The sequence below is a fragment of the Bradyrhizobium sp. USDA 4516 genome (genome assembly GCF_054055915.1).
This window is the reverse complement of sequence record NZ_JBSRXT010000001.1, coordinates 103,687-116,498: the sequence shown is the minus strand read 5'-3', so window position 1 is coordinate 116,498 and position 12,812 is coordinate 103,687. Positions and strand designations below refer to the sequence as shown.

Below are 12,812 nucleotides of genomic sequence, written 5' to 3'. Positions count from 1 at the left end.
AAGCACCATCAAACGCGGAACTTCGAAGCCTGTTCATGGTCAGTTTCTCTCTTGGGCGGGTCCAGCTTGCGCAGGTCGAGCCGCCCACGGGCCACAAGCAGCGCGCCGGCCGCTGCGTCGGCGTCAGGACGCCTCAGGCGAGCGCGCAGGTCAGGCGTTAGCCAGGGCGTAATCGCATCCGCGAGCCCGCCCACCAGCGCGAGCCGGTCAATTCCTTTAGCCAGGAACAGATCAAGCAGATCGCCAATGGCATCGGCCGCGCGTTCGACAATGCGGCGGCCGACCGGATCGCCCTGATTGGCATGCCGCACCACGGTCGGCGCGAACGCGGCGTAGTCGGTGGCCCGGGCTTCTTCAGACCACGCCACGGCCTGATAAGGATCTTGATCGAATGCGCCCAGCACCTCTGCAAGCAATGGTGTCAGCTCGCCGCGGCGATCCGCGGCCCGCAGCGCCAGTCGAACGACCTGCAGGCCAATGTCGGCGCCGCTGCCTTCGTCCGAGACTGGGAAGCCGTAACCGGCGATGCGGATCTCGCTGCCGCCAATCAGGCCGACACCCACCGAGCCCGTGCCGGCCACCACGATGGCCCCGTCCGCGCCGCTATGGGCGCCGACACAGGCAGCTAGGCCATCGCTGATGAAGATAACGGACGCAAAGGGATGCGGGATCTCTTTGAGCGCCGCTTCCGCGCCCCGGCGACCAATGCCGGCGAGGCCAATTCCGGCGTGCATCCGCGCGAAATCCTCGCGCGTCAGTTCGGACTGTGCGGCCGCCGCTTCGGTGGCCTCCATGATGGACCGCCAGGCCCTGTCGAAGCCAATCCGGGTCGTGGCAGGCCCCGAGCTCGCTTCACCGAGTACCCTGCCGTTTTCGTCCTCGATCCGGGCGCGGCAGCGGGTTCCGCCCCCATCGATGCCGAGATAGGTGGTACCTTTTGTTTCCATGAGAAGTTAACGCAAGGATTTAGCTCCGGGTCCCTGAAGCCCGTTGTGTACATATAGGGACCTGTACAGCACGGGACTCGCCTCACGAGTCCGTGATTGCCATTCTCGGATCAGCACTTATGGGCCAAGCTGGGTCTTCCGTGGTTTTCTCGATTGCTGCGCAGCACATCTTTGACGGTGCCGACATGCGCGGGCCGGGGTTGGTCAGGATATCGCAGGGGCGGATCGAAGGCATTACCGAGGAAGCGCGCGCCTCGATCCACCTTCCCCGAGATGCGATACTTGCACCCGGATTCGTCGATGTTCAGGTGAACGGAGGCGGCGGCGTTCTTCTCAACGACCAGCCAACGGAGGCCGGCGTTCGCCGCATCGTCGAGGCGCACCGCAAGGCCGGCACCACGGGCTGTTTGCCAACCCTCATCACCGATCGAAGCGAGGTCATCGAACGATTGGCTGTAGCAGCTCAGGCGTGCCTCGAAATTCCTGGCGTGCTCGGCTTTCATCTGGAAGGTCCGGCCCTCAACAGGTCTCGCAAGGGCATTCATCCGGAAGCCGAGATACGCGTGCCCGATCGGCGCGATCTCGCCGCCATCAAAAGCTTCGGGGACCGCGGTCGCTCCATGGTGACCTTGGCCCCGGAATGCGTGCCCGCGTCCATGATCGATGAATTGATCGGCGCCGGATTGCGTATCGCGGCCGGCCACAGCGACGCCACCGCAGCCGAAATCGGGCAGGCGGTCGATCGCGGTGTCTCGGGGGTGACCCATCTGTTCAATGCCATGTCGCAGTTGAACGCCCGAGAGCCGGGCTTGGTGGGCGCCGCGCTGGGAGATGACCGGTTGTTTGCAGGGATCATCTGCGACGGCATCCACGTTGACCGCGTCGGCTTGCGTGTTGCCTTGCGCTGCAAGGGACGCGATCGATTGATGCTGGTTACCGATGCCATGCCATTGGCGGGCACGAGCGACCGGCAATTCCTGCTACAGGGAAGGGAGATCACGTTGCACGACAATCGCCTGACTGACCGGGATGGCACGCTCGCCGGCGCTCACCTCACCATGATCGAGGCGGTGCGCAACGCTGTTGCGCTCATCGGAATCTCCCTTGTCGATGCTCTTATCATGGCTTCTCGGACGCCCGCGGCATTTCTGGGCCTTGGGTCCGAGCTTGGACGGATCGCGCCCGGATACCGCGCGGATCTTGTCGCCTTTAATCCGAACTTTGAGGTCGTTGGTACATGGATAGGCGGTGTTGGTTCGATGGGCGAGGCGAACAAGGCTTCCGAGCGAGGTTAGATGCGCAACCAGCCCATCGTCGTGCAGAAATATGGTGGTGCCTGCCTTGAAACACCGGCGAAGATTCGCGCGGTTGCGTGCAGTCTCGCCGACCTGCACGGCAGTGGGAAAGGCACCTCTGACCGGGAAAAATGCGCCTTGTCCCTTCATCCTTCCAAGTAAGCTGTTGCAATCGCAGCAAATGCGAACGCCCTCCGAGCGCACCATAATTCCAGAGCGGGGATGCGACGTCGCTGATGGCTTCACACTTGCCGAGCATCCGGCTTGAGAATTGGTGAGAAATTGCGCGAAGTCATTTGCTACCATAAGGCGCGCGTTGCGCTGGTTAGTCAATGTTACTGACGGTAATTCCCCGGAATTGCTGGCGCGCCAAACCGGGTCTGGGATGCCTCATTCAACGCATCCGGTTCTTGCCAAGTCAACGTCCGCCCTGCATTCGCATCGAACATATTTGGAGATGATCATGCGTAGCATAGCCTTGATGATTGCATTCGTGATCTCGTTTACCGCACCGGCGTTAGCTCAAAAAGCCGAGATCGAGGCCATCAATGCGAAGTGGATTGAATTGTTCAACAAGGGCGACTTCTCGGGAGTTGCGTCACTCTACAGCACGGATGCGACCGCATTCCCGCCAGGTACCGCGATGGTTCACGGCCGATCAGCCATCGAGGCAATGTGGAAAAGCATGGCGGAACAAGTTGGCGATCCGAAGCTCGCAACCCTTGACGTTAAGCCCCTTGGTCCAACCGCGGCGCGCGAGATTGGGACGTTCGCCCTCAAGACCAAGGGACCGACACCGAAGGATGTGACTGGAAAGTATGTCGTGGTTTGGGAGAAGGTCGGCGATGATTGGAAGCTGACCACCGACATCTGGAACGACGGCAACTAGGCATCTCTGTTCATAGCTGTGCTTCGCGCTTACGTTGAGTTGGCTATTGCACGGTCGAAGGCGCGCGCGATCGGGGCCCCATGGCATCGCTTGGCAGCGCCCAGCTTTCGCCGGAGCCAATGTGTTAAACTGGCTGAGATGTCTCGCGATCGGTGCTTCCATTTGCAGATGTGCCTTCGCAGGTCTCTGCAATGTGCTACCCTTATCCCTATTGGCCATAGGTATACCATGACAGGTATTGCAGAGTGGCTGGCATCGATCGGTTTGGGAGAGTACGCCGATCGTTTCGCAGAGAACGCTATCGACCTCTCGGTCGTCGGCGATCTCACGGAGCAGGACCTCAAGGACCTCGGCGTCCTGCTTGGGCACCGGCGCAAGATGCTGCGCGCGATTGCGGCACTTGAGGATGATGTCGCTGCATCGGACCAAGCGGCTGCCAAACCAGCGCCGCGAGACAGCGCCGAGCGGCGCCAAATCACGGTCATGTTTTGCGATCTGGTGGGCTCGTCCGCACTTTCGGCCCGGCTGGACCCGGAGGACTTGCGCTCGATAATCGGCGACTATCACGCCTGCATCGCTGAGGTTATCGCCCGGAGTGAGGGCGTTATCGCGCGCTACATGGGGGATGGCGTGCTTGCCTATTTCGGCTACCCCCTGGCGCACGAGGACGATGCCGAGCAGGCGACACGTGCGGGGCTGTCACTGGTCGATGCCGTGGCCAACCTTCAGACAGATATCGGCACCAAGCTGCAGGTTCGCGTTGGCATCGCTACCGGTATGGTCGTCGTGGGCGATCTGATCGGCGAAGGCGCCGCCAAGGAGCAGGCGGTGATCGGTGAGACACCGAATCTGGCTGCTCGTCTGCAGCAGTTCGCCGAGCCCGGTACGGTGCTGATCTCCGAGAGTACGCGCCAGCTCACCGAAGGATATTTCGAATACTGCGATCTTGGCTCGATCGCGCTGAAAGGATGGGCGGAGCCAATACCTGCCTGGCAGGTGCTCGGGACGACTGGAGTCGAAAGCCGCTTTGAGGCTCAGCACAGGACTCGATTGACGCCCTTGATCGGGCGAGACGAGGAGATCGAGCTGCTGTTGCGGCGCTGGCAGCACGCCTCTTCGGGCGAAGGTTGCGTAGTGGTTCTAACTGGAGAGCCAGGTATCGGTAAGTCGCACATCGCGCTGGCGCTTCAAGAACGGCTCCAAGCCGAACCACACATTACGGTCCGCCATTTCTGCTCGGCGCACCATACCAACAGTGCGTTGTATCCGTTCATCGACAATCTCGAACGTGCTGCCCGTTTCGAAAGAGGTGAAGCGCCGACGGAGAAGTTTGCCAAGCTTGAAGCTCTGCTGTTGCGGTCTGGCGCCGACGCAGATCGTGTGGTGCCGGCTCTAGCAAACCTTCTGTCGCTACCGGTCAGTGACCGCTACCAGCTGCCCGAGCTCAGTCCGCAGAAACGCAAGGAGATGACGTTGGCGGCATTCTCGGCTCAGCTCGAAGCGTTGGCGGCGCGGCAGCCAGTGTTCATCATCTTTGAGGATGCCCATTGGTCGGACCCGACTTCGATGGAGCTGCTCACGATTACACTGGAAAAGGTACCACGACTCCGAGTGCTGCTGCTCATCACCGCGAGACCAGAGTTCACGCCGCCCTGGCCTGGTCATGCACATGTGACGACCGTCTCGCTTACACGGCTGAACCGGCGCAACGGGGCGGCCTTGATCGAGCGCGTCACGGCAGGCAAGACGCTCCCGGAGGAGGTCTTGGACCAAATCCTCGCTCGCACCGACGGCGTGCCCCTGTTCGTCGAGGAACTGACCAAGGCGGTGCTCGAAACCGGCTTGCTGCAGGAGCGAGACGACCATTACGTGGTCAGCGGTCCGCTACCCTCGTTGGCGATTCCAACGACATTGAACGCATCGCTGATGGCTAGGCTCGACCGATTGGCCCCCGTGAAGGAAGTTGCTCAGATCGGCGCCGTTGTGGGGCGCGAGTTCTCGTACGAACTGCTGAGCGTGGTCGCCAAGCTGCCAAGGCAACGGCTTGAGGAGGCGCTTGCCCAGTTGGTTCAGGCGGAGTTGATATTCTGCCGAGGCGAGATACCCCGGGCGGTCTACACCTTCAAGCATGCGCTCGTGCGGGACGCTGCCGAAGCGGGACTTCTGAAGAGCCGACGTGCAGCGCTGCATGCCGCCGTCGCCAACGCTTTCGAGCAACGATTCCCGGAAATTGTGGAGTCTCAACCCGAGACTCTCGCACTCCACCTTACCGAGGCGGGATTGTTCGAAAAGGCGGGAGAATATTGGCTCCAGGCAGGCAAGAAAGCGGCCATGCGCTCCGCCAACCTCGAAGCGATCGCACACTTGCGCAAAGGCATTGAGGTCTCGGCCCATTTGGCCGACGGTGCGCTTAAAGACCGGCTGGAGCTTGATTTCCAGTACGCGCTCGGGCCCTGCCTCATTGCCACCCAGGGGCCGGCCTCGCCCCAGGCGGTGGCGACCTTTGCGCGAGCGCGCGAGCTGTGCCAGCGGCTCGGAGATCCCCCCGAGCGACTACAAATCATGTTTTGGTTGACCACCGCGAGCGTCATTCGCGGCGAGTTGCCGGTCGCCGAGGAAATGATCTCGGTGTTGCTCGATCTTGCGGAGGGTCGGGGTGATCGACCAACGTTGCTCAACGCGATGCGTGGGCAAGGGATGATACGCCTTTTCATGGGAAATCTCGTAGGTGCCCAGGAGGTGATCGAACGGGCCTTCGAAGCGTTCGAAGCGAGCAGCGAGCATGATAGATTGGCGGCGCGTGCTGCCGGCCAGGATGCGGGTGTGGCCGACCTGGCTCTGATGTCATGGGCGCTCTGGCTGCAGGGCCGTGCTGATACGGCACTCGCGCGTGTAAATGCCGCCCTTCAGCGTGCCGACGTCATCAGTCATCCGCATTCGCAGGCCTATGGATGCTATTATGCATCCATTCTCCACGCTCTTCGGGGTGACTTCCGAAAGGCACACCGTTATGCCGATCGTTGTCTCGCCTTGTCGGAAGAACTCGGATTCCGGCAGTGGCGAGGATTGGCTCGCGCCATCCGGGGGATAAGCGCCACCTTCCTTGATCCTTCGTTCGCCGCGCTCGAGGAAATCCGTACGGCGATGAACGAATATCGCGGCGCGGGCTATCAGCTTGGCATCACAGCACTGTATGTGCTCCTGAGTGCCGCTCTGTTGTCGAGCCATCAAAGCGAAGCCGCGCTCGAACTGATTGAGCAGGGTCTCGCTACAACCGGCCGCAATAGCGAACGGATATTTGAGGCCGAGCTGTATCGATTGAAGGCACGCGTATTGCTCGTCCGCGATGCACCGGAGGCCAGCACCGATGCACGATCACTGCTCGATCACGCATTGACAACTGCGAAAAGTCAGCGCGCCAAGGCCCTTGAACTTCGAGTAGCAGTTGACCTCGCCAACTTGTGGATCGATCAGGGCAGAACCAGCGAAGCGCTCGACCAGCTCGTGCCCATCTACGGCTGGTTCGTCGAGGGTCTTGAAACGCAGGATCTGAAGCAGGCAAAGGCATTACTCGACCGACTGCAGTAATTGCGCCTCGACTGCGGATATTGGAGCTTGGCTCAGCAGGTCGGCCTCAAGGCTGCTTTACCTTGCCGTTACGCAGCCCGCCTTCGACATTCGTGATATGCCTCCTTAACCTCTCGCCATCCCGCCTCATCGCTTTCCGCAGGATTCTCATTTATGAAATGTGGCCCGTCATGCGGCGGACGTTTTTCGTGTTCGTAGTATGCCTTGATTGCTTGTTCAGCAGCGATCCTTCCCAACTGTCTCCCGCTGTCCAGGTTGCTGTGGTTCCATTTGAAACTGATGTGCCCCGGCACATGAATCTCGACGATTGTGCCCTTCCACGGATGCTCTCCGGATTTTGGCTTGTCGTACCGCACGTGGTATTTGAAGAGCTTGACGTCATCTTCGCCAACGGTCGCTGCGAACAATTGGCAGAGATTGGCCAGGGCATCGTGAAGGTTTTCCGGTTTGCGGACTTGCTTTGAATCGACGATCCTGCTCACCCATATCTCGTCCAGCTCATCGCCCGGCTTATGATGCTCCTGGAGCAAGCTCTCGAAGTTGACCGTATCGACCAGTGCTCCTTCGCAGTAGGTAACTCCGTCGATCTCTACGGTTTCTTCCACGAAGGGAAGGGCTGAACACGCACATAAGCTGGATGCGCTGATAGGCACTTTGTACTCTTTCCCGTCGACCTTCTTGTTCTCATCGACCTTCTTGGGCATCGGGCGGTTGGAAAATAACGCGAGTTTATGCTCATCGAGATTCCAGGCGTTGTGGAATATGAATGGCTTTTCGGGTCTTCCCAGCGCGTCGAAATTTATGCTCTTCATAAACTGGCTGTGTGGATAGTTGATCCTGGAGAGGCCGGTGACTTGGGACAGATACATCATTGACGTGAGATAACGAACGAAAGGATTTGGGGCCAGCACCTGATTAAGAACCCATCTGTTTACGTCTCCCTCATCCGGGCTCGTGAACTTCTTCCCGCCGTCCGTGTCGGGCTGTTGAGCGAACCAGAGCGACATGGATTCCCTGAAGGCATTCGCGACCCTGTTTGGGTCCCACAAATCCTTATAGGTATTGGGATCTGCGACGAAGTTGGTCAGAGCCTTGCCGATGCTTTCCCAATCCGGGCCGAACACCGTGTTTATGGGAAAGCGCCTATAGCTTTCGTCGTCTCGAAACACGCCATTCTTGAAGAATTGATGGGTCTGTTTCGCCCTGTCTTTATTGTCAACGTTGTCAAACTGATTGTAGACGATCCCAACCCAGGCGCCGATGCAGGACAATGCCCACACGTCAAAGGTTATACCTGCGTTGGCAAGAGCTTCCAGAACTCCAATGTGCAGCCCTGCCGCCGGACCACCACCGCCGAGCGTAATCGCCCTCTTCACCATTGGTTCCTCCATCAAATTTTTTGCATGGCTTATTCTCTGATCAAGTTTCTGAACCGCGTAAAACTAAAAGACTGGTCGTTTGCTGGGTCCGCGGGCTTTCGGCCGCACCGAATGCCGTTGAATCCAACTCGACAACTCATTGATCGCAGCGTTGCGAAACACGATACGTGCGACGGAACGGTGGACGTCGAGGTTCGGCGCCTTCTCGAGCCTGCTGATCGCGCTGGGCGCACGCCGGCCGAGAGCTCGAGCAAGCATATCGCGGTCTGGCCCGCCCATTTGTGAACCAATTCACGGAAGATATTTATCGCCGATGTTAGTAGGGGAGATGTTGTCCAATTGTGGCTTCCGCTTCTGGCCCATCGCGACATATTGCGCTGCCGCACGAACCTGGTCGCTATAGGAGCAAAGCGGACGTAGTCACCAGTCACATGAGGCCGTCGGATCTATAGGCCACTCTATACGATGGGCAGGCCGAATGCGCCGCATGGCAAGCTCCATCTCTTCAGACAGACGGGTCGTGTTCGGCGTAGCAAGCAATGGTCGGTTGGTTCGACGCCAGGGGAAAAAGAGATACCTCCCTTATCTGCCGTGTTTGGGATCCTGTCCCGCCGAGGTGAAAGCTCAAGTATGACGACCGGGTTCCGGCTTACTTCTTTGGCCGAGGGGCCGCGCGGAAGATATAGCACGTCCAGCCTGTCGTAGACGTTGGCCAGACTGTTCCCGGTGACTCCGAATTCCTCGGCCGGCCGGATGATTCACCTAGCCATTGATGTAGAAGCAATAAAACATCAGCGCCAAGGCGTGGCGAGATCCCCCCTAACCTTCGCGGATCAGCCGCCTTCGCTTCTGGCAGATGCCCAGCTCGATACGTGTATAGGCCTGACGAACAAAATAAGCCGGGATTTCGAGAGGAAATCCCTGCCTAGACTAGAGCAACGTGACACCTGAAGTGCGTAGCCAAGGCAAATGGCGATCCAAGCGCCGTCGGCGAGCTCGCAGCGATGCTGATTTGACAATAGCAGAGCAAGATCTTGCCGATGGAGAAACGTCAATTCTGTGTCCTGGTTTCGGACAGCAGCCAGTCGCGGAATGCAGCAATCTCCGGCCTGCCAACGTCGGTTTCGCGGCCGACGAGGTGGTAACTGTCGGCGGTTCGTACCACCAGCGGATGGATCGCCAATAGTCGTCCCGCTTTGAGATCGTCCTGGACCAGTTCCAGATGCGCCACCGCGATGCCGAGCCCGTCGATCGCCGCTTGATAGGCTAGCGAGGAATTGCCGAACGACAGTCCTTCGCGAAAGCTCCCGGGTGTGACGTCCGCCGCCTCAAACCAGATCCGCCAATCGTGCGGGCGCTTCATTGAATGAAGTAACGTGCGGTCGAGCAGCTCTCGTGAATCGTGCACGGGTGGATGCTTGTTGAATTCGGCGGGGCTACAAACCGGCAGCAGCTCGATCGGAAACAGCGTGTCGTAACGCACGCCGGGCTTTGGAATGGCGGGAGTCTGAATGGTGAAGTCCACCTCGCCAGCGCTCACATCGACGAGATCGTTGGCGATCGTGACCTGCACATTGATGCTTGGGTAAAGGGTATGGAAGCGCGCGAGCCGCTTGACCAGCCATTTCATCGCCACCGTGGGAAACAGCCGTATCCGCACCACGCGATTCTGCTTGTCCCGGCGGCTGACCTGGGTCGCGAGTTCGATGCGATCAAAGGCTTCGGCAATGGCCTGCGCGTACTGTTCGCCCTGCGTCGTCAGCTTGACGTCGCGTTGATTACGGACGAACAGGCGCAGGCCAAGGAAGGCTTCGAGTTGGGCGATATGCCGGCTGACGGCGCCCTGCGAGACGTTGAGTATTTTGGCGGCGTGGGTGAAGTTCTCGGAGCGGGAGGCGACCTCGAAGACGCGAAGTGCATTCAGCGGGGGCAATTTTCGGGCCATCAGCGCCTCCCACTGAGGGCTGATCGCGTCCGCGCCGCATTCTCTGTGTTGCTCTGAAGATAAGTCATCGTCGTGATGAGTAAATTAGCATACTCGGCCCAAAGCATTCCGCTTATTTTGCCCGCATAAGCGGCGCTGAACGCCGCTACTTGCGGGAGAAACGCTTTCTATGACCACCCCCGTTAACGCCGCGGGCCGGCTTGACCGGCTCCCGATGGGCGCATTCCAGTGGCGGATTCTCAGCCTGATCGGCCTCGGGATGTTCTTCGACGGTTTCGACAACCAGATGGCCGCCGGCGTGTTGGGCGCCCTCGTTAAGGAGGGCTGGTCGAACATGGAGACCAATGCCCACTACATTTCCATCACCTTTGCCGGCCTCGCCATTGGCGCGCTGATGACGGGGTTGGTCGGTGACCGGTTCGGCCGGCGTTTTGCCTATCAGTTCAATCTTCTGATTTTCGGCAGCATGTGTCTGCTCTCGATGCTCGCGCCCTCGATGACCTGGCTGATGGCGATGCGTTTCTTCATGGGAGTAGGGATCGGCGCAGAATATGTCTGCGGTTACGGCATGGTCAGCGAGTTTGTGCCGCCGCAACGGCGCGGATGGGCGCTTGGCCTGATCAGCGTGGTGTCGATGGCATCGACATTCGCTGTGAATTTTACCGGACTATTCGTCATTCCGGCACTTGGATGGCGGCCGATGTATCTGATCGGCGGTTGCGGCGCATTATGGGTCTGGTTCCTGCGCCGCAAGCTTCCGGAGTCGCCGCGCTGGCTCGAAGCGCGCGGCCGTTATGAAGAAGCCGAAAAGATCATGCAGGATATCGAAGCTGAGGCCTCGAAGGCGGGGCCTCTCCCGCCGGTGATATCAGTGGCCGCGCCTGCGCCGGCCTGGGTACTGATCTCCATCCTGTTCTCGCGCGGCGTCGTCACCCGCACCTTGCTCGCGATGGCGGTTTGCATCACCTGCCTGGTCGGTTCCTACAGCTTCTCCTATTGGGTGCCGACCTTCTTCGTCAAACAGGGACTGAGTGTCACGAAGTCGCTCAGCTTTGCGACCGTCATGGCGCTGGGCAGTTCGCTCGGGCCGCTGGTCGGCATGCTGACCTCCGACTGGATTGGACGCCGTCGCGGCACCATGTTTGCGGCCTTATGGTGTGGCGTGTTCGCGCTGGCGTATTCCCAGCAGACCGATCCCGCCTGGGTGCTGATCTTTGGCTTCCTGTTGCAGGGCGGCATGAGCCTGATGATCGGCTTCGGTCTCGGCGGCTACACGCCGGAGTTGTTTGCAACCGAATATCGCTTCCGCGGCTCTGGCATCGCCCAAATGACGGGGCGGATTGCCGTCATCGCATCGCCCTACATGGTTGTGTCGCTCTATGACAATTATGGTCTCCCATCAGTGCTCTACGCCATTGCGTCGCTTTATCTGCTGTTAGCGCTTGGTATTCTCTTGTTCGGTATCGAAACCAACCAGCGCTCCCTGGAATCGATCGCGCCAGCGCGCGATGGCGAAGCGGCGGTGACAACATCGCGCTCCGCTGAAAGCGCGGCCTGATCTGGTCGCAATCCCGACACCCACACCAGAGCTCACGAAAAAGGAACTGCACATGGATCAAACGCTGCTCATCTTGGGCGATACCAACATCCAGAACCGCGAAGATCCTTTCAGCGCATTCGTCAATGTGCGTGACATGCTGACATCGGCCGATGTCTTGTTCGGACAGCTGGAAGGCCCGCTTGCCGAGCCCTCGATCGATCCCGCGCGGCCCGATATCCCGCACAAAAAGGGTTGGCGCCATTCGGGCGCCAAGGTAGGTCCGGCGCTCAAGAAGGCGGGCTATGTCGGCGTGAGCTGCGCCAGCAACGTCGCCTATCCCGCGCGCGCCGCCGTCGCCAGCGTCAAGGCGCTGGATTCGGCGGGGATCCTCCACTGTGGCGTTGGCGAAACGCTGGCCGAGGCCAGGAAGCCGGTAATCATCGAGAAGAACGGGGTTCGTTTCGGCTTCTTGAGCTACACATCGGTGTTCTGGCCGAGCAATCACGCCGCGTCAGCCAACAGCCCCGGATGCGCCACCATCAAGGCCCACGCCGCCTATGAGCCGGGCCCGCGCGCGCTGGAGATGCCGGGTGCTGAGCCGATCACGCATACATTCGCAGACGCCGACGAACTCGAGGCCATGCGGGACGATGTCCGCGTTCTGCGGACCAAGGTCGACCTTGTGATCCTTTCATGCCATTGGGGCGTGTCGTCCAAAGAGGAGCCAGTCGCATATCAGCGCGAAATAGCCCGAGCCGCCATCGACGTGGGGGCAGACATGGTGTTCGGCCACCATCCGCATGTGGTCCAGGCCGGCGAAATCTATCAGGGTAAGCCGATCTTCTACAGCCTTGGCAATTTTGCGTTCGACTGGGACGTTATGCGCGGCCGTCATCTCGATGGTCTGGCGCTGCGGTGCTTGATCGCGGGGAAGAAGATCACCGAAATTGAATTACTACCGGTCCGTCGCAACGAGCACAACGATATCTGCGTACATAGTGCAGACACCGGCGCGGGCAAGGACATTCTCGGCCGTTTCGAGCAGCTGAGCAGGAAACTCGGAGACTCAATCGTCTTGTCGAGGGCCACTCACCTGCGGCTTGAGGGTATGTAAGGTTAACGCGGCTGCTGACTCCCCCGAGCCGTTGTTTTGCCGAGCGATATCCAATCAGGGGAGCAAGAGGCCAGAAAGCGCCTGCCGCCAGTCAGACATTCTCCTTGGGCGGAAA

Annotated in this window: 9 protein-coding genes; 6 read left to right on the top strand and 3 right to left on the bottom strand. The window is 59.7% G+C overall.

Annotated elements, in window-relative coordinates:
• Positions 1-8: 8 nt before the first annotated feature.
• The gene (locus ACVI1L_RS00555) at positions 9-947 is read right to left on the bottom strand and encodes a BadF/BadG/BcrA/BcrD ATPase family protein (protein ID WP_456782036.1); all 939 of its coding nucleotides are present in this window, start codon (positions 945-947) and stop codon (positions 9-11) included.
• A 119-nt stretch (positions 948-1,066) separates the two neighbouring features.
• On the opposite strand from ACVI1L_RS00555, the gene nagA reads away from it, so the two are divergent.
• The 4 genes from nagA to ACVI1L_RS00535 all read left to right on the top strand — a co-directional run bounded on the left by nagA (position 1,067) and on the right by ACVI1L_RS00535 (position 6,719).
• A complete protein-coding gene (gene nagA, locus ACVI1L_RS00550; RefSeq protein WP_456785495.1) occupies positions 1,067-2,242 on the top strand; it encodes an N-acetylglucosamine-6-phosphate deacetylase in 1,176 nt (391 codons plus the stop codon).
• Positions 2,243-2,404: a hypothetical protein gene (locus ACVI1L_RS00545; protein WP_456782035.1), complete on the top strand. Its 162-nt coding sequence runs from the start codon at positions 2,243-2,245 to the stop codon at positions 2,402-2,404.
• A gap of 301 nt (positions 2,405-2,705) precedes the next feature.
• The gene (locus ACVI1L_RS00540; RefSeq protein WP_076834300.1) at positions 2,706-3,131 is read left to right on the top strand and encodes a YybH family protein; all 426 of its coding nucleotides are present in this window, start codon (positions 2,706-2,708) and stop codon (positions 3,129-3,131) included.
• Positions 3,132-3,359: 228 nt separating this feature from the next.
• Positions 3,360-6,719, top strand: a complete 3,360-nt coding sequence (locus ACVI1L_RS00535) for an AAA family ATPase (protein WP_456782034.1) — start codon at positions 3,360-3,362, stop codon at positions 6,717-6,719.
• 68 nt (positions 6,720-6,787) lie between these two features.
• Here the strand turns inward: ACVI1L_RS00535 and ACVI1L_RS00530 are convergent, their stop codons facing one another.
• The gene (locus ACVI1L_RS00530) at positions 6,788-8,098 is read right to left on the bottom strand and encodes a patatin-like phospholipase family protein (protein ID WP_245311789.1); all 1,311 of its coding nucleotides are present in this window, start codon (positions 8,096-8,098) and stop codon (positions 6,788-6,790) included.
• Positions 8,099-9,149: 1,051 nt separating this feature from the next.
• The gene (locus tag ACVI1L_RS00525; RefSeq protein ID WP_229188756.1) at positions 9,150-10,043 is read right to left on the bottom strand and encodes a LysR substrate-binding domain-containing protein; all 894 of its coding nucleotides are present in this window, start codon (positions 10,041-10,043) and stop codon (positions 9,150-9,152) included.
• 169 nt (positions 10,044-10,212) lie between these two features.
• Here ACVI1L_RS00525 and ACVI1L_RS00520 point away from each other — a divergent pair, with 169 nt between their 5' ends.
• Positions 10,213-11,601 carry an MFS transporter gene (locus tag ACVI1L_RS00520; protein ID WP_456782033.1) on the top strand — a complete coding sequence of 463 codons (1,389 nt, stop codon included), beginning with the start codon at positions 10,213-10,215 and terminating at the stop codon, positions 11,599-11,601.
• 52 nt (positions 11,602-11,653) lie between these two features.
• Positions 11,654-12,697, top strand: coding sequence for a CapA family protein (locus ACVI1L_RS00515; protein ID WP_456782032.1), 1,044 nt, complete (start codon positions 11,654-11,656; stop codon positions 12,695-12,697).
• Positions 12,698-12,812 lie beyond the last annotated feature (115 nt).

Coding starts and splice junctions, on each gene's coding strand:
- ACVI1L_RS00555 (WP_456782036.1), bottom strand. CDS start 947: ATGGAAACAAAAGGTACCACCTATCTCGGCATCGATGGGGGCGGAACC.
- nagA (WP_456785495.1), top strand. CDS start 1,067: ATGGGCCAAGCTGGGTCTTCCGTGGTTTTCTCGATTGCTGCGCAGCAC.
- ACVI1L_RS00545 (WP_456782035.1), top strand. CDS start 2,243: ATGCGCAACCAGCCCATCGTCGTGCAGAAATATGGTGGTGCCTGCCTT.
- ACVI1L_RS00540 (WP_076834300.1), top strand. CDS start 2,706: ATGCGTAGCATAGCCTTGATGATTGCATTCGTGATCTCGTTTACCGCA.
- ACVI1L_RS00535 (WP_456782034.1), top strand. CDS start 3,360: ATGACAGGTATTGCAGAGTGGCTGGCATCGATCGGTTTGGGAGAGTAC.
- ACVI1L_RS00530 (WP_245311789.1), bottom strand. CDS start 8,098: ATGGTGAAGAGGGCGATTACGCTCGGCGGTGGTGGTCCGGCGGCAGGG.
- ACVI1L_RS00525 (WP_229188756.1), bottom strand. CDS start 10,043: ATGGCCCGAAAATTGCCCCCGCTGAATGCACTTCGCGTCTTCGAGGTC.
- ACVI1L_RS00520 (WP_456782033.1), top strand. CDS start 10,213: ATGACCACCCCCGTTAACGCCGCGGGCCGGCTTGACCGGCTCCCGATG.
- ACVI1L_RS00515 (WP_456782032.1), top strand. CDS start 11,654: ATGGATCAAACGCTGCTCATCTTGGGCGATACCAACATCCAGAACCGC.